Source organism: Arcobacter acticola (genome assembly GCF_013177675.1).
Taxonomy (GTDB): Bacteria; Campylobacterota; Campylobacteria; order Campylobacterales; family Arcobacteraceae; genus Aliarcobacter; species Aliarcobacter acticola.
Genome location: NZ_CP042652.1, coordinates 1175032 through 1198602 on the forward strand (window position 1 = coordinate 1175032; position 23571 = coordinate 1198602).

The 23571-nt window shown below is 26.3% G+C and carries 23 protein-coding genes; 13 read left to right on the forward strand and 10 right to left on the reverse strand.

The features are described from left to right. Both AACT_RS06130 and AACT_RS06135 read right to left on the reverse strand, forming a co-directional pair. Window positions 1–606 (reverse strand): Crp/Fnr family transcriptional regulator, encoded by a 606-nt coding sequence (locus tag AACT_RS06130; RefSeq protein ID WP_172125958.1) that lies wholly within the window; start codon window positions 604–606, stop codon window positions 1–3. Between the two features lie 74 nt (window positions 607–680). Beyond that, the gene (locus tag AACT_RS06135) at window positions 681–2021 is read right to left on the reverse strand and encodes a DEAD/DEAH box helicase (RefSeq protein ID WP_172125960.1); all 1341 of its coding nucleotides are present in this window, start codon (window positions 2019–2021) and stop codon (window positions 681–683) included. A gap of 143 nt (window positions 2022–2164) precedes the next feature. Here AACT_RS06135 and AACT_RS06140 point away from each other — a divergent pair, with 143 nt between their 5' ends. The 3 genes from AACT_RS06140 to AACT_RS06150 are packed head-to-tail and all read left to right on the forward strand — an operon-like array spanning window position 2165 to window position 4124. Then, a complete protein-coding gene (locus AACT_RS06140; protein ID WP_172125961.1) occupies window positions 2165–2632 on the forward strand; it encodes an HAD family hydrolase in 468 nt (155 codons plus the stop codon). Between the two features lie 4 nt (window positions 2633–2636). Next, window positions 2637–3497 (forward strand): DMT family transporter, encoded by an 861-nt coding sequence (locus tag AACT_RS06145; RefSeq protein ID WP_228720545.1) that lies wholly within the window; start codon window positions 2637–2639, stop codon window positions 3495–3497. A 60-nt stretch (window positions 3498–3557) separates the two neighbouring features. Then, window positions 3558–4124 carry a pentapeptide repeat-containing protein gene (locus AACT_RS06150; protein WP_172125963.1) on the forward strand — a complete coding sequence of 189 codons (567 nt, stop codon included), beginning with the start codon at window positions 3558–3560 and terminating at the stop codon, window positions 4122–4124. A 19-nt stretch (window positions 4125–4143) separates the two neighbouring features. Here the strand turns inward: AACT_RS06150 and AACT_RS06155 are convergent, their stop codons facing one another. Beyond that, a complete protein-coding gene (locus AACT_RS06155; protein ID WP_172125965.1) occupies window positions 4144–4527 on the reverse strand; it encodes a hypothetical protein in 384 nt (127 codons plus the stop codon). A gap of 125 nt (window positions 4528–4652) precedes the next feature. Here AACT_RS06155 and AACT_RS06160 point away from each other — a divergent pair, with 125 nt between their 5' ends. After that, the gene (locus tag AACT_RS06160) at window positions 4653–5387 is read left to right on the forward strand and encodes an NYN domain-containing protein (protein WP_172125967.1); all 735 of its coding nucleotides are present in this window, start codon (window positions 4653–4655) and stop codon (window positions 5385–5387) included. 20 nt (window positions 5388–5407) lie between these two features. Continuing rightward, window positions 5408–5974: a GNAT family N-acetyltransferase gene (locus tag AACT_RS06165; RefSeq protein WP_172125969.1), complete on the forward strand. Its 567-nt coding sequence runs from the start codon at window positions 5408–5410 to the stop codon at window positions 5972–5974. 32 nt (window positions 5975–6006) lie between these two features. Here AACT_RS06165 and AACT_RS06170 read toward each other — a convergent pair whose 3' ends face one another. Next, complete coding sequence (locus AACT_RS06170; protein ID WP_172125971.1) at window positions 6007–7575, reverse strand: SagB family peptide dehydrogenase; 1569 nt, start codon at window positions 7573–7575, stop codon at window positions 6007–6009. Window positions 7576–7793: 218 nt separating this feature from the next. Between AACT_RS06170 and AACT_RS06175 the strand changes: the two genes are divergently transcribed. Both AACT_RS06175 and AACT_RS06180 read left to right on the forward strand, forming a co-directional pair. Next, on the forward strand, window positions 7794–9098 hold the full coding sequence (locus AACT_RS06175; RefSeq protein WP_172125973.1) for a M99 family carboxypeptidase catalytic domain-containing protein: 1305 nt from the start codon (window positions 7794–7796) through the stop codon (window positions 9096–9098). After that, window positions 9088–9375 (forward strand): hypothetical protein, encoded by a 288-nt coding sequence (locus tag AACT_RS06180; protein WP_172125974.1) that lies wholly within the window; start codon window positions 9088–9090, stop codon window positions 9373–9375. The genes AACT_RS06175 and AACT_RS06180 overlap by 11 nt, the downstream gene beginning before the upstream one ends. Before the next feature lie 33 nt (window positions 9376–9408). Here AACT_RS06180 and AACT_RS06185 read toward each other — a convergent pair whose 3' ends face one another. From AACT_RS06185 to sfsA, 3 genes are all read right to left on the reverse strand, one after another. Further along, window positions 9409–9600: a YgaP family membrane protein gene (locus AACT_RS06185; protein WP_172125975.1), complete on the reverse strand. Its 192-nt coding sequence runs from the start codon at window positions 9598–9600 to the stop codon at window positions 9409–9411. A gap of 68 nt (window positions 9601–9668) precedes the next feature. Next, window positions 9669–10349 carry a lysophospholipid acyltransferase family protein gene (locus AACT_RS06190; protein WP_172125976.1) on the reverse strand — a complete coding sequence of 227 codons (681 nt, stop codon included), beginning with the start codon at window positions 10347–10349 and terminating at the stop codon, window positions 9669–9671. Window positions 10350–10433: 84 nt separating this feature from the next. Next, complete coding sequence (gene sfsA / locus AACT_RS06195) at window positions 10434–11120, reverse strand: DNA/RNA nuclease SfsA (RefSeq protein ID WP_172125977.1); 687 nt, start codon at window positions 11118–11120, stop codon at window positions 10434–10436. A 131-nt stretch (window positions 11121–11251) separates the two neighbouring features. On the opposite strand from sfsA, the gene AACT_RS06200 reads away from it, so the two are divergent. Both AACT_RS06200 and AACT_RS06205 read left to right on the forward strand, forming a co-directional pair. Continuing rightward, window positions 11252–11686, forward strand: coding sequence for a hemerythrin domain-containing protein (locus AACT_RS06200; protein WP_172125978.1), 435 nt, complete (start codon window positions 11252–11254; stop codon window positions 11684–11686). Between the two features lie 60 nt (window positions 11687–11746). After that, the gene (locus AACT_RS06205) at window positions 11747–12640 is read left to right on the forward strand and encodes an alpha/beta fold hydrolase (RefSeq protein ID WP_172125979.1); all 894 of its coding nucleotides are present in this window, start codon (window positions 11747–11749) and stop codon (window positions 12638–12640) included. A gap of 47 nt (window positions 12641–12687) precedes the next feature. On the opposite strand, the gene AACT_RS06210 is transcribed toward AACT_RS06205, so the two are convergent. Beyond that, window positions 12688–13776, reverse strand: coding sequence for an ADP-ribosylglycohydrolase family protein (locus tag AACT_RS06210; RefSeq protein WP_172125980.1), 1089 nt, complete (start codon window positions 13774–13776; stop codon window positions 12688–12690). Window positions 13777–13825: 49 nt separating this feature from the next. Further along, window positions 13826–14986, reverse strand: coding sequence for a multiheme c-type cytochrome (locus tag AACT_RS06215; RefSeq protein WP_172125981.1), 1161 nt, complete (start codon window positions 14984–14986; stop codon window positions 13826–13828). 413 nt (window positions 14987–15399) lie between these two features. Between AACT_RS06215 and AACT_RS06220 the strand changes: the two genes are divergently transcribed. Next, a complete protein-coding gene (locus AACT_RS06220) occupies window positions 15400–17052 on the forward strand; it encodes a HipA domain-containing protein (protein ID WP_172125982.1) in 1653 nt (550 codons plus the stop codon). A gap of 197 nt (window positions 17053–17249) precedes the next feature. Here the strand turns inward: AACT_RS06220 and AACT_RS15605 are convergent, their stop codons facing one another. Further along, complete coding sequence (locus AACT_RS15605; RefSeq protein ID WP_272953565.1) at window positions 17250–17384, reverse strand: hypothetical protein; 135 nt, start codon at window positions 17382–17384, stop codon at window positions 17250–17252. Window positions 17385–17468: 84 nt separating this feature from the next. Here AACT_RS15605 and AACT_RS06225 point away from each other — a divergent pair, with 84 nt between their 5' ends. The 3 genes from AACT_RS06225 (at window position 17469) to AACT_RS06235 (ending at window position 23562) form a co-directional block, all read left to right on the forward strand. Then, entirely contained in the window at window positions 17469–20012 is a 2544-nt protein-coding gene (locus tag AACT_RS06225; RefSeq protein WP_172125983.1) for a sensor histidine kinase, read from the forward strand. Between the two features lie 155 nt (window positions 20013–20167). Next, a complete protein-coding gene (locus AACT_RS06230; RefSeq protein WP_172125984.1) occupies window positions 20168–21463 on the forward strand; it encodes an IS1380 family transposase in 1296 nt (431 codons plus the stop codon). A 281-nt stretch (window positions 21464–21744) separates the two neighbouring features. Beyond that, a complete protein-coding gene (locus AACT_RS06235) occupies window positions 21745–23562 on the forward strand; it encodes a TolC family protein (RefSeq protein WP_172125985.1) in 1818 nt (605 codons plus the stop codon). Window positions 23563–23571: the final 9 nt, after the last annotated feature.

The window sequence follows — 23571 nt, forward strand, 5'->3', positions numbered from 1 at the left end:
TTATAAAAGTTCTATTTTTTTTCTAGAGAGTTTTACAATACTGTTCTTTTCAAAACTTTTTAATATACGACTTACAACTTCCCTTGAAGTTCCAATAATATCTCCAATTTCTTCATGGGAAATAAGTATCTCTTTTTTATCTTGAGATTGTAACCAATGAAGTAATCTTGTATCTAAGCTTAAAAATCTTATCTCTTCAATCAAAGATGCCATAGATTCTAAGCGGTTTACATATTGTTCAAAAACATATCGTTGAAACTCTTTATCTTCAATAAAAAGTTTAGCAATCAATTCAACTGGTAAATCAAAACCTTCCAAATCTGTTTCAGCAATAGCAGTTCCAACTGCAGGTGCTGAGTTGTATGAACTTGTAAAGTTTACATTACACTGTTCTCCTTGAGAGAAGTAATAAAGTAATACACTTTGACCATTTTCATGTTGTCTTGCTACTCGAACTCGTCCTTTTGTTAAAAAAAGAATATCTGAACAAATGTCTCCTTGAGAATATAGTTTAGTTCCTACAGGAACTTTTATAAATGTAGATGCCTCAAGAAGTTGCGCTTTACTAGAAGGTAGTAAAGTATTAAAGAAATCAAATGATTCCATTTATTATCCTTTTTTTGCGCAACTATAGTGTTTTAGTGTTTAGTGAATATAAACCATTATTCAAATTAGAAATATTATTTTATTAAAGGTTGAACATTATCATAGATGATATTAAAAACATTTTCTTTCTTTTTATCAATCCACCCAGATGTTTCATCATTATAAATTATAATATTCGCAGTATCTTTATTTTCAAAGGGTCTAATAGCTCTACCTATAATTTGCTGCATTCTTGCAGTATCTTCAAAGGGTGGATATGCTGGACTTGCACAAAATACATTTCTTATTGATGGTATGTCTGTACCTTCCCCTAATAATTTTGATGTTCCTATTAGAATATAATCTGTTATTTCATTTTCAGTTAAGCTATTAAATATCTCATTTCTATCTTTTGCTTTTGTATTTGCATCAATATATAAAACATTGTAGGTGCTTGATAACTCCTCTTGTATACTTTGAGCTAATTCTAGAGTATTTACTAATATTACAGATCGATTGTCTTTGTATAATTGTTTTTCTAATATAAGAGAGTTTTTAATATCATTAATGATAATTTCTTTTCTTTTTTTTGATTTATCAATATTCTTTTTTAACATTCCTAGTTTTATATTGAAATTCAAAGATTCAAGATATGGCTGATTTATATCAATTTTATAGTTTGTATTTTTAAATTGAATACTTGGACGAACTAAAAATTTATCATTATATAAATCTGATATCTCTACTCTTGCTAATTCATTTCCTATAAGATCAAAAAGTCTTTGTTCGTTTTGAGTATTATTTCTGTATGGCGTTGCGGTTAATCCATGTTTATACATAGCAGGTATTCTAGAAACTACATTATAATATACTTCCGCACTGCATTTATGCATCTCATCACAAATAACCATAGAATACTTATCATCTATTATGGTTTGTAAAGTTGCATCATTATTTAATGATTGCCAAGTAGTAATAAGAATTGCAGCCCCAAATTCTTTTTTTGATCCACTAAGTTCCCCTATATGTTTTGGATCAATATCTAATATAGCTTGAAATCTTTTTTTTGTTTGTTTTACCAAATCTGCTTTAGGAACAATAAAAAGTGTTCTAATATTTCGTTTTGCGATTAAATATGCAGCAATGTTTGTTTTTCCAGCACCCGTTGGAGCATAAAGATATCCAGTTAGAGTAGTTCGTGTGAATTTATCTACACAATTTGTTTGAAATTCTCTAGGATGAAAATTTTTTATTTTTATCTCTTCTTGATTATCTATAATTTGACAGTTATCTCTTTGGGGAACATTTACATTCCAGTGAATATCATTGCAAATATTTTTAAATTTACTTAATAATTCGAGTACTTTTCCATAAGGAAATAGCTTTTGTATCTTACCATCAATTAGGGTTACTTGACTTCCTATTATAAGTTGCATACTCTTCTCCATACATATTTTAAAGATTATATGGAAAAAAATGATTTTTCTTTAAAAGAATGTCATTATGCAATATTTTTAGGGTAAATATAGTATTTTAAGACTTAGTAAACATAAATCATTTAAAAATAAAAGAGAAATATATGATAGTAGAAATACCAGGAAGAGAAACTTTAGAAATAAAAGATATTGTTTTTGACTACAATGGAACAATTGCAATTGATGGAAAACTAATAGGTGATGTTTCAAAAAATATTAATGAATTATCATCAAGTTTTAACTTCTATGTAATAACAGCAGATACCTATGGAACAGTAAAAAAAGAGTTAGAAAATACAAACTGTAAAGTTATCACAATACCTGCTTTATCTCAAGATATGGCTAAGCTAAACTTCGTAAAAGAGCTTGGTTTAAATACATGTTTAAGTGTAGGAAATGGAAGAAATGACAAATTGATGTTAAAAGAGACTATTTTAGGAATAGCAATTTTACAAGATGAGGGTCTTTGTACTGAAACTCTTTTAAACTCTGATATTTTAGTAAAATCAATATTTGATGTTTTTGCATTTTTAAAAGATTCAAATAGATTAATTGCAACATTGAGAAACTAGAATATTGATATCAAAATTAAAATTAATAGATAAAGGTATTTTATTTATGCTTCTAAGTGCTTTTATTGGAGCACTAAATGGAGCAGTTGCAAAAATACTATCTGTGAGCATGGATCCTATAGAAATAGTGTTTTACAGAAACTTATTGGGTGTTATGATAATACTTTATAGTTTAAAAAAAATACCTGTATTTATTGATACTTCAAAACTGCATTTATTATTTCTAAGAGGTGTTTTTGGCTCACTAGCTATGTTACTATTTTTTTATACAATTGCTAAAATACCCCTTGGAGAAGCTGTAATTTTAAATAAAACATCACCATTCTTTGTGACAATTCTTGCATATTATTTAATGAAAGAAACTATAAATATTAAAACATTTATTGCACTTGTTATTGGATTTATTGGAGTAGTTTTAATCATAGAACCTTTTGGTATAGAAATATCAATGGCTCATATTTTAGGAGTTTTAGGTGGATTCTTTGCAGCTGCAGCGTATGCTACTATAAAGAAAATAAAAGATATTTATGATGCAAGAATTATTATGCTTTCCTTTATGGGAGTTGGTGTAGTTATTCCTTTATTAATCTTTTTATTTACACCTTATGCACATTTTCAAATATATACAGATCCTATACTTTGGATACTTATAGTTTTTATGGCGATTCTATCAACAGTCTCACAATGGTTTTTAACTCGAGCATATAGTTTAAGTGCAGCTAGTATTATTGGAGTTATAAGTTATACAAGTATTCCTTTTGCAATTGGTTTTGGAGTAGTATTGGGGGATTCTATTCCTGATATGTATAGCTTTTTAGGAATCGCACTTATTGTAATTGGTGGAATTTTAGTTAGTAAGAAATAGTTTATATTATGTATATTGTTTTATCTCAAATTAGATAAAATTAAATAAAAAAAGAGAAAAATGTTTAAAACAAATGATTATTGGGAAGAAGAGTTTGTCCAATACGATGACAAAATATTAGATTCTATTTATTTTGATGATTGCACCTTTATAAAATGTGATTTTTCAAAGGCTGTTTTTTCTTCTTGTAAATTTAGAGAATGTATATTTATAGATTGTGATTTATCTCTTAGCGTATTGAAAAATTGTGTTTTTAATGATATCTCTTTTGAAAACTGTAAACTTATTGGTATTTCATGGAGTAATTGTGAAGAACCTTTTGATGTGAAATTTGATTTATGTAATATCTCTCAAAACTCTTTTCATCTTATGGATTTGCGACAAATGAAGTTTATTAATTCACTTATAAAAGATACTGGTTTTGAAGAATGCAATCTTGAACGTGCAGTTTTTGATAATTGTGATTTAGAGTTAAGTTCTTTTATAAAAAACAATCTAAAAAAAGCAAATTTTGTAAGTTCTAAAAACTATCTAATAGACCCAAAACAAAATGATATAGATAAAGCAGAGTTTTCACTTCCTGAAGCTTTGAGTTTTTTAAGCTTGCTTCCTATTAAAATAAGATAGCAGCTTTGAAATTATACTTTTATTTTTTATAAATTAATTGATAATTTTTTAAGTAGTTAATAGTTTCCATTAAAACTAAAGCTATAAGTCCCATAATCCAGTAAAAAAACCATTGAGATATCATTCCTATAAATCCATCTTCTGATATATAATCTACCACTTGAAAGATAAGAAAAAATAAAACTGTTGATTTAAAAGATAGATTATTTTGAGGAAATTCTCTTATTTCATAATCTTTTAGTTTAAATTTAAAGAATAAAAAAACAGCTGTAAGTACTATAAGTCCTATAATAGATATGTATTCTTCTTTTATTATTTCTATTGTTCTTTCTTGCCCAAATACATAAAGATAAGTTGCTATGATTGAAATAAATGACAGTATAAATAAGTTTTGTGTTTTCATTAAATAAATTCCTTGTTTTGCGAATTTTATCAAAATTGTTATTAATAATTAGTTTGAAGAATAAACTAACAATTAACTAGATATTATAATAGCAATATATAATTCAAAATAATCCAAGGAATAATATGAGCGAAAATAGAACTATAAAACTTGCTGTATTAATAGATGCTGATAATGCTCAAGCTTCACTTATTTCTGAACTCCTAGCCGAAGTTGCTAAGTTTGGTACTGCTAGTATTAAAAGAGCTTATGGTGATTGGACTAATAGTCACTTAAAACAATGGAAAGAACACTTAAATAAACACGCAATTCAACCAATGCAACAGTTTTCTTATACAACAGGTAAAAATGCAACAGATGCTTCTTTGATAATAGATGCGATGGATATTTTACATGAAAATAGCCTAGATGGTTTTTGTTTGATTTCTTCTGATAGTGACTTTACAAGACTTGCTACAAGAATCAGAGAATCAGGGCTTATAGTATATGGTTTTGGTGAAAAGAAAACTCCTGAGGCTTTTATTGCAGCTTGTGACAAGTTTGTATTTACAGAAATTTTGAAAGAGAAGAAAGAAGTTCCAGTACATAAAGATGAATCAAATAATGTTGAACTAAGACCTCTAATAATTTCAGCAATTAATGCTGTTTCAAAAGATGATGGTTGGGCGCAATTATCAAATGTAGGCGGATATATAAATAAAAATCATCCTTCTTTTGATTCTAGAAATTATGGTTATGATAAATTAGGAAAATTAATTAGAAATTTAAATTATATTATAGTTGATGAACGTGAATTTAACGATGATTCAAATAATGTGCATATTTATATAAAAATAAGAGAAAAGTATGAGAGATATTAAAATAATAAAGGAAGTCAAATATGCAATTAAAAATAGCAGAAATAAAAGATATTGAAAACATATTAAAACTACATGCAAAATATCAGTTAGCAACAATAGCAGAAGTTGATAAAAAAGATGGATTTGTAACAACTGGATTTTCAAAAGAAGAATTAGCAGATATTATAACACTAGAGCAGGGGATCTTCATAGCTGTTGAAGATGATGTTGTACTAGGATATGTTATGTCAGCATCATGGCAATATTGGTCAAAGTGGCCTATGTTTGCATTTATGATAAAAGATTTACCAAAGCTAACTTATCTAGGACAAACTTTAAGTGTAGATAATTCATATCAATACGGTCCTGTTTGTATTGATAAAAGTGTTAGAGGAAGTGGATTACTTGAAAAACTTTTTGATTTTGCACTTGAATCTATGTCAAAAAGATATCCAATCCTTGTAACTTTTGTAAATAAAATAAATGAAAGATCATTTGCAGCACATAAAAGAAAACTAGGTCTAGATGTAATTCAAGAGTTTGAATTTAACAATAATAAGTATTATGAAATGGTTTATGATACTTCTAAAAGAGTGTTAGAAAAGTAAGTAATAAGTAAAATAAAGAAGAAAAATCTTCTTTATTTTATATAAGGTTTTTTAGTAGATAATCTACTGTCAACTAAACCTCGACCTATAGTAAAGTGATAAAGGGTTTGAAACTCGTTTGTTTTTAAGCCAATAACTCCATGAAGAATATCATCTAAGAAACATCCAATTCCAGTTGCTGATAGATTTAAAGATGTTGTTTCAAGGTATAACTGTTGTCCAATTGCTCCACAATCCCAATATAAATGTTTATATTTTGCAGCTGATATATTTTCCACTTGATTTTTAAACTCTGCTAACATTCCAAGTGTAAACGCACCATCGCTTGCTATATCTTGATTACAAGAAATTGCTTTTGCTAGAAATTTAAAATCTCCATCTTCTAACTTATACAGTTCACCTGCATCAGTATCTACTTTTTCCCAAAGAAAACTCTCTTTTAATAAAGCTTGTAATTGTGTTTTATGCTCACTGTTTCTAACAAGTATATAAAGTCCTGAAGGTATTTCTTCAACACTATGCACAAAAATAACTAAGTGAATAGCTGAATTGTTCGACTTAACAGAACCTATAATTGTTTCAAACTCTTTTTTTGTAAAAGTACAATCATCTTTGTTCATCATTTGTGCAGATCGTCTTTTTAGAACTACATCTTTTGCTAAACTTGAAGGCTGTCTATTTGGATTTTTTTCATATATATCATTTATATATTTTTTTGTTTGTAAATCATCACTTAATGTGGCATCTTCTATTTTTTCTAAAATATCCCATTTGTGCCAAGCGTAGCTTAGTTGATTTGCTTTTCCCTCATATTTTTCTTGTAATGTTTCTCTAATAGCATTGATATCTAAAGAATCAACTGCTTCTGTGCTGTTTTCAAGAGAAACTAAAATAAGCATATCAGGAAGTTCCCTTTCTTCTGGAACATACCTGTGAGCTTGATCGAAACCTATTAGTTTTTGTAGTTCACTATCTTTTGTATTTAGAACTTCAATTTTCCATCCTAATATTGAAGCAGAAATTTCTAAAGCTTTTAGTGCATGTCCACAATCAAGTTGAGTATATCTCCATGACCTTTCACCATATTTCCAAGCTTCTCTCCAAACTATTGAAGATAAACATAGTAAAAAACTATTTTTTGGAAGTGATAATTGTTCATTTGCTTTTGATAATAATTCAAGTTCATGCTCTTGTGGGCTATAGTGATAAAGTCCATCATCAATTCCTACAATTTCATTTGAAATCATATAAGCTTCACTTGGTTGTAAATTTCCACTTGATGCATTGCATCTTAATGCCCAAGATTGTTCTCCATACTCTTTAATAGCAGCCAGTCCAAGAGAAAATTGAAAAAATTGTGATATTGCTTCTTTGCATAAAGGAGCGTTAAGTGTATTTTCTTTTTGGTCAAATATTTGGCTGTATTCTAAAGTATTATTATCAAATGATAAAGGTAATTGAATTTTTTTAGTACCTGCGTATGTTCTATAAGGATTTGGTTGTGTTTCCCAATCCATATAACCTAAAGATCTTGCGTATCTTTGCTGAGAATGTTTTGTTTCGTTGTGATAGGTATAAACCATTTGTAAATTTTTATTCATTCATTATGTTAACATAAATTATTACATTTATTAACTTCAATGATAAATTCAAGTAAATGTAAGAGCGAATATTTATATATTTATAATAGAAACAAATAATATAATAAATTTTAAACATGCTCTAAAATAGCATATGATATTATTCCCACACTATATTTATAATGTTTATTTTTTGAAAATAATTATTATAAATATTTATTTAAACTACTAGGAATATGATGAGATTTTTATTACTTTTTATTCCTTTTATTATAAATGCTGCAAACCTAAGTTTTGAATTGTTTAAAAAAGAGAGCAATGAAAAAGGAAACACATTATTAATAATTGGAGGGATTCATGGAGATGAGCCAGGTGGCTATTTTGCACCAGCTTTTTTAGAGAAATATTATGAAATTAAATCAGGGAATGTTTGGATAATACCTGATTTAAATGCAGATAGTATTATGGCTAATAATAGAGGTCTCTATGATGATATGAATAGAAAATTTTCTTCTATTGAAAAAAATGATCCTGATTATGACACTGTAACAAAAGTAAAAGAGATAATACTTGATAAAAAAGTTGATTTAATATTAAATTTACATGATGGATATGGTTTTTATAGAAATAAATATGAAAATGCAATTTTTAATCCAAATGCTTGGGGACAAGCAACTATTATTGATCAAGAAAAAATAACTGGTCTTGATAAATTTGGAAACTTAGATGAAATTGCAAATCAAGTAAATGATAGTCTAAATAATGATAATTTATTTAAAGATTATCACTCTTTTGGTGTTAAGAATACTGAAACTAAATTTAAAGATGAGCAAATGCAATTATCCTTAACTTTTTTTGCAGTAACTCATAATAAACCAGCATTTGCTATAGAAACTAGTAAAAACATTACTGATTTAACACATAAAGTTATATATCAGTTAAAATCTATAGAAGAGTTTATGAATATTATGCATATTAAATTTGAAAGAAAATTTGATATAAATAATTATGATGATGTTCAAAAAAAGATTTCTGATTTTGGAAAAGTTAGAGTAAATGATAATATAGTTTTTGATTTGAGTGATATTAAAAATTATACTAAATATGTTCCTTTAAAAGAATCAGATAATGTTTTCAAATTTGAACATAGTTTAGGGGCATATAGATTTATTGATGGAAGATATGAAATTTATATTGGAAATATTAAAGCAACAGAGTTTTACCCTCAAATATTTGAAATAGCAAAAGCAGAAAAAAATATAAAAATTGAAGTTGATGGAAAAATAATAGAAACACCGTTTGCTACTCAAATAGATATTAAAAAAGATTTTAAAATCGTAAAAAGTGATTATAGAGTTAATATCATTGGATTTAGTAAAGCAGGACTTGATAGTGAAGATGATATTTTAATTGAAGAAAAAGATATTCAAGATAATTATTCAGTTGATAATGGAAAAACTAAATATAGAGCAGAATTTTATAAAGATGGTAAGTTCTATGGAATGATAATTTTAAATTTTTTAAAGGATAAAAATGAAAAATAAAGATGTAAAAAAAGAGTTTGCAGTAGTTATAAGAAATGCGAAAATCACTGCATTTATATTTTTTCTACTTTTAACGCCAAACATAGTTATGCAAGTAAAAGATTTACCAGAAATTTTAGGCTTAGCAAAGGAAACATGGTTTAATGCTGCAATTGCAGGATTTGTTATTTACTTAGGATATATGTTTTTTCTTTGGAAATGTCCTAGTTGTGGAGAATATCCAGGTCGTGGATGGTTTAGAAAAAACTGTGAGAAATGTGGAGTTGAATTAAGCTAGAAAATAAAAGAAGAATTAAATTCTTCTTTTACTCTATTTCATTTTTGGAGTACACTTTTTACTTATGATACATAAAGGACAAAAATCTGCTAATCCTGCAATCAATGGAATAACACCTAAATAAAACCAAGCATTACCTGTAAAGTATCCTATTGCTATTAAAACTAAACCTAGTACAATTCTAAATGGTCTACAAAAATTTCTAAATTTATCAAATTTGTTCATTATTAATTCCTTTTTCTAAAACCGAATTATTATATAACTAAACTTAATAGTTTATAAATAAGAATAACTTATATATTAAACATTTTTCTATAATTCTCTTCTAATGGAGCTTTATCTTTATAGTCGATTATCTCACCAATTTGGATTTCTATTTCTAAATCTTTTGTTCTATTGTTTATAGCATCTTTTAAAATTTCATTAGCATTTGTTCTTATAAATACAGGTAATAATGGAAGTCTATTTTTAAGTGCAATTAATCTTGCTCCATCTTTAAAACTACTAAGAGGAGTATTTTCTTTATTTCTTGTTCCTTCTGGAAAAATAAATATTGAATGACCATTACTTACAACTTCTTTTGTGTCTTTAAAAAATGATGACATATTAGAAGCTTCTCTATCAAGTAATATAGAGTCAGAATTTCTAGTAAATGTACCAAAAAAGAGTGAATTATATAACTCTTTTTTTGATACCCAAAATCCATGTATTAATGAATCTTTTAATGCAATTTCGATTATAAGAGGATCAATAATACTTCTATGATTTGAAATAAGTAAATACTTACCATCATTTGGGATATTTTCTTTATTTAAAACTTTTATACTTATATTTAGTTTTGATAGTAAAGTTTGAGAATATTCTAATCTCAAAGCTTTTTTTTCTTTAGCAGTTTTTACTTTTTTTAGTTTGAAGCCATATTTATTAGTTAAATATGTTGCATATATAGCCATGCTTATTTGTTTTAAATTCAAAATTGTCCTATTTAATTTTTTTCGTGATTATATCTAATTATTATGAAGCATATATAATTTATATACAATTTTTTTAATATTAATCTAAAAAATCAATTTTTTCTTTATTTCTATTTCTTCTAGACTTATATTAGATTGATAAACTAAAACTTCAACACCTTTTTTTGTAACTTCTTCGAAGGCATCGCAATATTTTTTATCTATTTCACAAGCTAATCTAAAAGGTAAATCATCAGTTCTTTGAACAACATATAACATAACAGCTCTATGTCCATCTTTTACCATATCATAAAGCTCATTTAAGTGTTTTGTTCCTCTACTTGTAACTGAATCAGGAAAAGCTAAATTATCATTTATCTTAAGGCTTACACTTTTTACTTCAACATAACATTTTTGATTTTCATTTTCAAGTAAAATATCAATTCTACTATTTTGTCCATACTTTTGTTCAGGTTTTAGTGAAGTATATCCTTGAAGCTCTTTTATTGTGCTATTTTCAATAGCTTCAATTGCTATTTTATTTGCAACACCTGTATTTGTACAGATTAAATTCTCACTCATTTTTGTAAGCTCTAAAGTGTATTTTAATTTTCTTTTTGGATTATCATGAAAACTAACCCAAACATCACAATTATCTTCAATACAAGAAGTCATAGCTCCGCTATTTGGTACGTGAGCTGTTATTTCTTGACCATCTTCAAGTATAATATCTGCTAAAAATCTTTTATATCTTTTTACTAATTTACCCTTAATAAGTTTTTCAAATTGCAATAAATAGTCCTTTTATATTTTTAAAATCTTATTGATATACTATCTTAACAAAAGTTTCATATTACTAAGGATTTACTAATTATTTTAATTGGAATAGTTTTTGCATCTTATTTTTTAAATAGGAGCAAAAAATGCCAAAAATAAAAGAATTTGATAAAAAGAAACATCTGTTAAATTATGAGAAGATGGATACCTTACATTTAGAATTTTTAGACATTTATAATAGTGTAAATATTAATTCAAATGAAAGTATAAAATTAAAATCTACTGAATTATTTATTCATACAAAAAGACATTTTTTAGAAGAAGAAAAACTTATGGATAGATATAATTATCCTCGAAGCATGGAACATAAAAATGAACATAACAAGGTATTAGCAGAGTTGCAGTTTTTTATAGATAAGTCCCATAGTTTATTTGGTATGAATATTCTAAAGTCATACTATTTAGAAAAACTACCTTATTGGTTTGATTATCATTTACTTAGTATGGATAGCGATTTATCAGCTTATTTAAAAAATATAAGTTTTAAAAATGAAGTTAATATTATGAGAGAAGTTAATTAGTATTTTATATATAAAATTTTATGTTAAAATCAATTCTATATATTTTAGAAAGGTTTTAATATGTTATTTCCAAATGATTTTATAGAAGAAAAAATAAAAGTAAATGGTATAGAAATAAACTGTAAATATGGTGGAAACAAAGAGTCTAAAATCCCACTATTACTTATTCATGGTTATCCTCAAACTCATATTATGTGGCATAAAATCGTTACAGAACTTTCAAAAAAATACTTTTTAATTTGTCCTGATTTAAGAGGTTATGGAGATAGTTCTAAACCAAAAGGTGATGAGAATCATATATCTTACTCTAAAAAAACTATGGCAAAAGATATGATAGAACTTATGGATTATTTTGGATTTGATAAGTTTTATGTTGCAGGGCATGACAGAGGTGCACGAGTAACTCATCGTATGTGTTTAGACTATGCTTCAAGAGTTTTAAAAGCTTGTGTTATGGATATAACTCCCACCTATCATATGTTTAAAAATACAGATCAATCTTTTGCAACTGGATATTATCATTGGTTTTTTTTAATTCAAGGTGATAATTTACCTGAGACTTTAATAGGCTCAAATGCAAGATATTTTTTAGAAGAAAAACTAAAAAGATGGAGTTCAAAAGATGCTATTTTTAAAGAAGTTTTTCAAGAAAATGCCGTAAATGAATATGTAAGATGTTTTGATAAACAAAGTATTCATGGAACTTGTGAAGATTATAGAGCAGGGGCGAGTATCGATATGAGTGATGATGAAAAAGATAGAAATAAAAAAATTGCTATGCCTCTTTTAGTTTTATGGGGGAATAAAGGTTTTGTAAATAGAACCTATGATGTTTTAAATGTGTGGAATGAATACGCAAGTGATGTTAGGGGAAAATCCCTTGATTGTGGACACTTCTTAGCTGAAGAAAAGCCTGATGATGTTTGTAAAGAATTAATTGAGTTTTTTTCTTAAATTATTTTATTCCCAAAAAAATTTGGGAATAAAAATCTAACTTGATATTAAGCTTCTTGTAGTTTTTTAATCAATGGAAGTTTATTTAGTAAATCTTCACAATAATCCCATTGAGTAAGTGTTTCTTTCCATTCTTTGGGAATCGCATCAACTCCAAAATATGCTCCTAAAACCATACCAATAGCGATAGATCTTGAAGCATTATCTCCTCCTACCATTGCATTTGCTTGTAGGGCTTTTTTTAGTCCATCTTCTTTATTTGCATATTTTAGTATGAAATAAATCGCTCCTGGAAGTGTTCCTTCTGTTGGACTAGCTTTTCCTACTTTTATAGGTTCACTTCTTCCAATATCCCAAAGTCTTGCCATACTTGTTAGTGCTAAATCATCGCTAAACTTTTCTTTTGAAAGCTGTGAATCTGGATTTGCTTCTTCTTCATATTTTGCAATTGCTTGTTTTGTTTTATCTTCAAAGAATCCACCCATTAAAATAGCTACTTCTTCAATGGCATCTCTTGGGATTACTCCTCTTAAAACTCTATGGGTAACTCTTGCAAAAAACTCACCACCACCAAGAGCTGAGAAGTCTTTGTGAGTAAACATAGCTTTTCTTGCAACATCAACTAACTCATCTTCATTTTCATAGTATCCATGAGCTGCTACGTGTCTTATAGCCATTGCATTTGATATTCCACCAATGTTTTCTACTTTTGTTCCATGTTTTACTTGAGAGTATGTTTCTCTTGTCATGGTACAAATCCAAGAACCCCAACCATTTTCAAGTCTATTCATCCAATGTGGAATCAAATCTTGAACGCTAAAAGTTCTAGGTGGATTAGAAGTTGCTGCCAAATGCTCAAGAATTACGATATTGTAATCCCCATAATCAGTAGTTCCTCCAGCACTTTTTCCTGGATGATAATTTCTTTCACCCCAACCAATACCATGGGTTTGCCCACCCATCATTTCACCTGGACTCATAAACTTTTCTATTGGTTTTTGTCCATAAGCTTCATAGATTTTTTTAGCATCATACTCATAGTGTGTACCTAAACATAAGGCATCACCTACAAGTGCTCCAAAAAAAGCACCTTTTATATTTTTCTCTTTTAAATTTTCATTTGATAGTGTATTCATAATTTATAACCTAGTATTTATTTAATACTAGATTATAACCAAGGAATATTTATTTAGCATAAAAATATTTGCTAAATAATATATTGAATTTTTTACTTTCTTCATCATCTTGAAGATTTAGCTTTTCAATCATTTTTGGATTAACAGTGTAATATCCAAAAATAACCTCAATTTTGTCATTTGTTTGTAGTTTAAAGTCATAGTTTATAACTCTTTTTTCATTTGCTTTTATCATATTGTTTTTAACTTCAGAATCTGCAAGCCAAGGCATTGTAGCTTTGCCATCTTTTCCTATAATTCTTGCAAATGATTGTGTTTCAAGAGCTATTGTTTTGTCATCTCTTAGGATATTTACTTTTAGTTGAGCTAGTCTTAATGGTTGTAAAAATAGATTATGACTTGCTTCATTTTTTATTGATACTTCAAAATTATTTGAATTTTCTTTTAAATCAATATTTATATATTTTGCCAATAACTCTTGATTTTTACTTCCATTTGCAAATCCATGATATCTATGCTCTTTGGTAATTTTAATAGAAGTTGCAGTTCCTGCAATTTTTGGCATATGACATGAAATACAATTTGTTTCTTCACTAGATGAACCTTTTTCTTCTACTCTACATAAATCAAAATTATTGTCATTTTGCATATGAGAATGGCATCCCATACACATTTTCCCAGTATAAAAATTATCGTTTGAATAATCTATTTTATGAAAAGGAGAACCTGATTTTTCCTTCATCATTCCAAATAGTGAAACTTCATCTTTAAACTCTTTATCTTTTTGATCTCTATGCTCTTCATTAGCAGAATAAAAAACTTTATCTTTTAAAGAAGAAACATTTTTATTTAGTTTTCCATGACTTTCTACATCTTTAATACTGTGGCAATATGCACATGATATAGCTTCTTGTGTTTGAATATTATTTTGTTCAGGAAGAGCTTTTTTATTTTCATCAAGATTTTTTAGAAGTTCTAAATCAGTTGGAGTATGACATTGGGCACAAGTATAACTCTCTTTTTGTTTATCTGGATGTAAATCCCACATTCCCTTATGAACTTTATTTTCAAAAATAGAAGCTTTTCTATGTGATGAATCATAAAATTCACTATAAATAGTAGGATGACATGCCTTACAAGTATTACTGTCTACAAGTTCACTTGCTTGAATAGATAAAATAATAAATATTATTGACAATATAATCTTCATTTATTTCCTTTTGTTTTTTTGAGTTTATATAAAACAAAAAGATAATAAAATGATATGTATCAATTATAATTAAATATTATAATTATGGATTTTTAACTTTTATATTTGATTTAGTAAGCTATATTTACTAGATGATTAATTGAGTTTAATAGAGTGTTTTATAAAAGAGGGATTTTTATTGTGAATTTCATTTTGGAACAATTTAGTTTGAAACTTAGAAAAAGTTCCAAAACCTACAGTTATAGTTAAGTATATTTAAACCTATGTAAATAAATATTAATTTAAATTTAAAAATTATACTTTTCGCACAGCACCGCACAAAAAACAATTGATTTATCATCATTTTTATGATAATATTTAATAAAAACTTAAATAGCTATTATTTCGCACAGTACCGCACAAAAAGGAAGATTATGAAAATTGATGATTTATCAAGGAATCAAAGAAATATTATTGCAATACTTGAAAAAGTAAAAGAGGGAACAACTAGTGAACTTACTAAAGAACTTGGGCTTCCTAGAAGAACTTTTTTAGATAATATTAACTTCTTAATTAAACATGGACTGGTAAAAAAATCAGGTTCAGGAAAAGGTACTTTTTACTCTAGAGTAATTATTAATGAATATATAGCAAAACAGATTACAGTATTTAAAGAGGGTATTAGATTTGGAATACTTCAATTTGGTGCAAATGGTTTTGAATTTACATATGATAAAAACTATAAAGGCCAGAAGCCTGATGACCTTTTAGAAAACGCTCAAAGCCCTGATCTATTTCCAGAGTTTGAAAATCTCATTCCTGAATATGCTAGAAGAGATAAGTTAGTAAGTGAATATGATGCAGAGTATCTTTCTGAGTTGTTAGTATATTTAAAAAATACCCATGGTGCATATGATTTTGTAAATAGCTATGAAGAGAATAAGTATGTAAGTGATTATTCAAATAGACCTTCTTGGTATAGTGTTAAAAATAAAATTCTAGGAAGCAATGATTATCCAAATATTTTGCATGGATTTAATCTTAATATAGAAAAAGAAATATTAACAGCTAAAACAAAAGGTGAACACTCTGCCTTAAGTGGTAATCAAAATAAAGTAGATATTAATATTGATTTTGAAAATAGAAATATTTCAGAGGTTAAAAAAGATGAAGTTGCTTTATATCTATTAAAACCATATAGTGAAGATTTATCCAATTATTTTGAGCAGTTAAAAAAAAGAGATAAAGGGTATTATCCTCATATTGCAATTAATGAACATCTATTTATGAGTTTTGCAAAAAATGAACTGGGTTTTAATGTTCCCTATACTGCATTAGTAGAAGGAGAAAAAGAGTTTCACTATATTACAAAAAGATATGATAGATATGAAAACTATAAATATCATCAAAAAGACTTTGCTCAATATCTTGGTATTGAAAGTACTCAAAAATATAAAATGACTAGTGAAATATTATTTACTAAACTAAATGAAACTATATATAGTGAAGATGAAAAGTTTGATGCATTAAGATTCTATTTTTACTCTAGTATTATTAATCATAGTGATCTTCATGCCAAAAATATTGGAGCATTAAATATAGGGAGAGAAAAGAATATACTTGCTCCTCTTTATGATGTAATATCAGTTGGTGTTTATTATAGAAATAGTGATGCTCTTGGCTTATCTATCAATAGTAGATACTTGCATAAAAAGGTTAAGTTCAGAGTTGAAGATTTTTACGGACTTGCAGATATTCTAGGAATCAATAAAGATAAATTTAAAATAGCTGCAAAAGAAATTCTAATTAATTTTATTGAAAAGTTTCCTGCATATATAGAAAAGTCTAAAGATCTCTTAAAATACTCTTCCCTTGAAATTAACAATACTAGAAATGGATATACTAATTTCATAATTAAACTAGCAAATTTCTATAATGAAAAAATTGTTGAATTTATGAAATTAGATATGTTAAGAGATTTGGATATAGAGAAATACAAAGAAAAATTGCAAGAAGACAAACTATTAAAATATAGTAAACTAGAGTTAAGACAGCTTCATGAAAATTATAAAATACAGAAGGATTAAGTTCTCATTTTTATTTAGATAGTACTCAATCTAACGGGACTGTTCAGAATTTTTGTCGGTAACTGATAAGTATTACAATTATATGACAGTGCATCTTTTGTTACTTATTTATGGAAAGTTTAAAAACTACAGGTTGTTGAACTTGTTATTTTAACTTAGATACTTTTAAATTCTAAGTATGAATTTACGTAACCTCTTCAAATAGTTTGTTTATTTCCTTTTGGATATAGATTAAATGAACAATCATCTACAGATAAATAATCTTTAGATGATTCTATTGAGTTTATTAAATAATTTCTTTTAAATGATACGTTTTTGATACTATTAAACAATATAATCTTTTTGGAGTAAAACTTTAAAAAAGATTATATTAATGAATTTTACTCTTAATATTTAAAAAAATAATGGGAAAATTCATGAATAACATAAACAAACTACAACTTAGAAAAATCTTATCCAATCATTTTATAAAATTTTCATTAATTCCTATTTTGATAGTAGAAATTACTTTATTAGTATTATATTTTTCTATCAATAAATATATTTCAATTCAAAATACAGATTTTTTACTAAATCAAGCACAAACTAACACCAAAGAATTATTAAAAAAAGAATCAAATATTGTTAATGACAAACTTTCTGAAATATCTCAATTAGCTACTATACTACAAAGAGAACATGAATTAATTCTTTCTAATCCTGATAGAATTTCACTTCCAAATGAAGACCCACAATTTGATTTTGCAGATAATAATGTATTTTATAAAACTAATAAAGTAGGTTCTAGTTTATATTATTCATCAAAAACGCAAATTACTCCAGTAGAAAGAAATAAAGCAATTTTTACAGAAGCCATGGATGTTTCTTTAAAAAATATTGTAGATGTAAATCCTTTAGCCGTTGCTGCTTATTTTAATTCTTGGGACAATATGAATAGGTTGTATCCTTTTATCGATGATGTTTCTACTCAATATGGTGAGCATATTCAAATGGAAGATTATAACTTTTATTATTTAGCAGATAAAAATCATAATCCCCAAAAAAAAGCTGTTTGGACAGGAGCTTATTTAGATCCTGCTGGTTTAGGTTGGATGTTATCTTGTATTGTTCCAATTTACAATAAAAACTTTTTAGAAGGTGTAACTGGTATTGATATAACTATTGATAGTTTTGTAAAAAATATATTAAATCAAGAATTCCTTTATGATGCAAAGCTTTTTATTGTTGATAAAGATGGAATGATAATAGCAATGCCTGAAGAAATAGAGACACTATTAGGATTAAAAGAGTTAAAAGAACATCTTTATACAGATGCTATTTTAAAAACTATTGAAAAACCAGAAGATTATAATGTTACGAAAAGTAATTATATATATTCTGAGAAATTCAAAAATTTAATAAAAGATGATACTTCTGCTGAAACATTAAATATTGATAATAAAGATTATTTAGCTTTATCTCAAAATGTTGAAGAAACAAATTGGAAATTAATGATTGTAATTGATAAGAATAATATTCTAAAATCAATACAAGATTTAGAAAATTTATCAAATAAAATAGGATATTTAGCTATTGGGTTTTTATTATTATTTTATATAATATTTTTCTATTCACTTTTAAGAAAAATCAACTTTTTCTCTGAAAAAATAACTGAACCTTTAGTTGATTTGTCAAATCAAACAACACTTATCATCAAAAAAGATATAGAATTTAAAGAAGTTAATACGAATATTGAAGAAATATCTCAATTAAATAAAAACTTTATGCATATGTTAAATGTATTAAATGAAAGAAATAAAAAATTAAATGATGCAAAAATTTACGCAGAAAATGCAAATAAATCGAAGAATGAATTTCTTGCGAATATGAGCCATGAACTGAAAACTCCATTAAATTCTATAAATATAATAAGTAGTATTATGATTAAAAATAAATCTAATAATTTTAATGAAAAAGAAGTTAAGGATTTAGGAATAATAAATAAATGTGGAGAAAACCTAACATATTTAGTAAATGATATGTTAGCTTTATCAAAAATAGATACTAAAGATATTGTTTTATCAAATAAAACTATAAATATAAAAGAAATGATAAATAAAATTTATAAAAAGTTTGAAGAACAAGCCAAAGAAAAAAATTTATTGTCAAAGTTAATATTAGATGAAAAGTTAGATTTAATGTATAGCGATGAAACAAAAATTAATCAAATCATAAAAAGTTTATTAAATAACGCATTGAAATTTTCACACAAAGGAACTATATCTTTAACAATTAAAGATAATGATGATGAAATTAAAATATTAGTTGAAGATCAAGGTATAGGAATTGATGAAAACAAATTAGAATATATTTTTGATAGATTTACTCAAATAGACAGTAGTATATCAAGAAAATATGGTGGTGTAGGATTAGGTTTAAGTATGTGTAAGGAATTTGTTTTATTATTAAATGGAAAGATCAGTGTTAAAAGTAAAATAGATGAAGGGTCTTCATTTGAAATTATTTTACCTAAAAATAAAGAGTTAATAAATGCAAATGATATGGACGATATTCACAAAGATGTACAATCAGAAATAAATGATGAAACAATTAATTCAAGATTCAAAACTAATAATGATGTATCTATTAAAGAAGAAAAAAATAAAGTCTTAGTTTTAAATAATGATCATTTATTGTTCTTTAGTATTATTATTGATTTAAAGAAAAAATATGAAGTGAAACAAGTTTCAAATCTACAAGATTTATTGAAATTTAAAAGTGAAAGTTTATATGAAAAAATTATAGTTGATATTTCAAAAATGGAAGAAAAAGACAAAGAATTGTTATTTTCAGATTCAAATGATAATTTTTTCATAATATATGAAAATGAAAAAGATAAAGAATTTTTAAAAGAAAATTCTAAATTCTTTCAAAAACCAATTACAAAAGATTTAGTACAAAATATTATTTCTTTTAAATAATATTATTTTTTAAATAATATTATTTTTGATACCCCAAATAATTCCATAACATTTAAATAGAAAGTCAAAAAAGGCTATAATAAGGGATATATAAAAGAAAAGTTGCACTTAATTCTTTCACCCACTAGGTGCAACTTTTTCCATAGGATTGTATTATGACACAAACTATTTTAGAGTTCGATTTAGCAACAACTAAAGAAAAATTAACACCAAGAGCTGGAACAATTATTCTTGGTGAATATATGAAGGGTTTGGGATTAGAAAAACTTTGTAATACAAATTTGCCATTACCTCTAAATCATAAAGGTTATAATCCATTTGATTTTATCTATCCCCTTGTATTAATGCTTCACAGTGGTGGTAGAGTAATAGATGATATTCGTGAAATAAGAATTGATTCTGCTTTAAAACAAAGTTTGAATATCAAACATATTCCAACTGCAAGTGGTGTTATAAAATGGCTCAAACGAACAGGATTGGCTGGAGTTTATGGTTTAGAATCAATCAATAAAATTTTAATGGAAAGATATCTAAATAGAATCGATGAAGATTTAATTTTAGATATAGATGCAACAGTAATTGAAGCACATAAAGCTACTTCTAAATATACTTATAAAATGATACCTGGATATATTCCAATGTTAGGGCATATCAATGGTGGATATGTCATAAAGAGTGAATTTAGAGATGGTAATATTGCTCCTGCTGATACAAATTTAGAATTTGTAAAAAAGTGTATCAGTCAACTTCCAAAAAATAAAAAACTATCTTGGTTAAGAGCTGATAGTGCAACATATCAAGCTGAAGTTTTTAACTATTGTGAAGAGAATAATATTAACTTTGCAATAGGTGGGCAATTGGATAGGTCAGTTATGAAACAAATCAATAAATTAACTAAATGGGAAACACTCTCAAAATTTGAAGATGTAAGTGAATTTGTTCACACTATGACAAAAACAAATAAGGCTTTTAGAGTTATTGTAATCAAACGAAATATTACACCAATGCTTCCAAATCTTGAAGATGTGCTAACAGATGAAGAGAAAGCTCAGTACCATAAAGAGAAATTTTATGTAATTGCTACAAACAATAATGAATTATCACTAAAAAAGATTATTAAACTTTATCGTCAAAGAGGTGAAACAAGTGAAAATAAGATAAAAGAGCTAAAAAATGGGTTTAATATGGATTACCTTCCATCGGGAGATTTTATATCTAATGCACTTTATTTCCAAATTGGTACACTAGCTTATAACCTTTTTATCCTATTTAAAACTATTCTTGATGCAAATCTTCAAAAACACACCCTAAAAACAATAAGATATAAGCTCTATAACATTGCAGGTAAAGTGATAATTCATGCAAGAAAAACAATTTTAAAAGTAAATGATGAGTTTATAGGAATACTTCAAAGGATAAGACAAAAAGCTTATGAACTATCACTTGAATAGCTAAAACTCATACATTATTTTTTTAATTGTTGATAAAGAATAAAGTATTCCCTGAAAAACCCTAAAAAATGCAAATATGACAAAAATTCATAATAGTTCATCCAAAAAAAATTAAATATCCAAATAATTCTTTAAAAAGATGTACTGTTTCGAGAATATTATGAAAAACAACATTTGATTATGAGTTGATTTTTATTGATTCTATGTTTATGTCAGGATTTGGGGATACTTTTGTAGTACTTTTTTATATAATCTGATATAATTAGATAAAAAGGAATAAAATGCTAAAAAAAGTTTCTAAAATCATTGCTATTTCTGTTGTAGCTTCTTTTGTTATAACTGGTTGTTCAATAAAACCAGAAGCAATGTTAAAAGAAGATGTAAAAGAGATGATAAAAAAAGACCTAACTACTTTAAGTGATGTAGTTCAACCTGTTACTAAACCAATATCTTTAGATGAAGCTATTGATAGAGGATTAAATCATAATCTTCAAAAAAGAGTAAAAATTCTTGAAACAGCACTTTCTAATCAACAATTGGATTTAGTATATTATGATATGTTACCAAGTTTAACAGCAAGTGCTGGATATTCAGAAAGAAATAATTATGCAGGTAGTGCAAGTACTACATTTGATGAAAATGGTAATCCAAGACCATTAGATGCTAATCCTTCTTATTCAGTTTCTCAAGATAAAGAAAGAACAACATCTGATTTAACATTTTCTTGGAATATTTTAGATTTTGGTTTATCTTATGTGAGAGCTCAACAACAAGCTGATAAATTTTTAATAGCTCAAGAAAAACAAAAAAAAGTAGAGCATAATTTAACTCAAGAAATTAGAAGAGCTTATTATCAAGCTGTTTCATCTCAAGATTTATTAAAAAGAATACAACCTATGATGGTTGAAGTTAAAAAAGCATTATCAGATTCAAAAGAAATACAAAATCAAAGAGTTGCAAAATCTCCCATGGAAGCTTTATCATATCAACGAGAACTACTTGATATTTTAAGATCATTACATACATTAGAAAGTAGTTTGATTTCTGCTAAAGTTGAATTGGCTGAATTAATGGGATTAAAACCTGGAATTGTATTTGATTTAGCTGATAAAGTTGAAAAAAACTATGATATTCCACAAATAGATATGAGTTTAGAAGAAATGGAGTTAATTGCATTAGAAAATAGACCAGAACTTGCAGAAAGTAGATATCAAGAAAGAATATCTGAAAAAGAGATAACAGCTGCAAAATTAAAATTATTGCCAGGTATTAATTTAAGTACATCATTATCTTATGAAAATAGTGATTATTTATTAAATAATGATTGGTATTCTTATGGAGCTAATGTTTCTTGGAATTTATTAAATGTATTTAAAGCTAATGAAATGAACAAACTAGCTAAAACACAAGTTGAAGTAGCAAAAGAACAAAATTTAGCTTTATCAATGGCTGTATTATCTCAAGTACATTTATCAATTATAAAATTTAATCAAGCTAAAAAAGAATACTTATTAGCAAAAGATTATTTAAATGTTGCAGATGATATTTATAAATTAGTAGAAGTTGAAAATGATTTAAATATTAACAGCAGACTAGTTTTAATAAAAGAAAAACTAAATCATATTTTAGCAACTCTTAGATATTCATCATCATATGCAAATGTACAAAATAGTTATGGAAGAATTTATGCTTCTATTGGAGTTGATAAAAAAATTGAAACACCTTCTAATAACGTAAATAATATTTTAGCGATAGAAAACCCAAAAGTAGAAGAACCAAAACAAGAAGTTCCAGTTGTTGTTATTGAAGAACCAAAACAAGAAGTACTAACAAAAGAACAAGTAAACCAAGAAACTCCAATTGTTGAAGAAGCTAAAAATGATTCGATGATTAAAGAAGATGATTTTTACAATAAAAAATTTAGTAGTTCAATAATTACTATTTTTGAGGGTGAAAAATTATTAGTAAATAATGAAGAATATATGGTAAAAGCAAATGATGATATATCAACAATTGCAAAAGAAAAAGGTGTTTCTATTTCTTCAATTGTAATTGAAAATTTTTGGTTAGTTGAAAAAAATAGAGTTAGCTCAAAATAATAAGGTAGT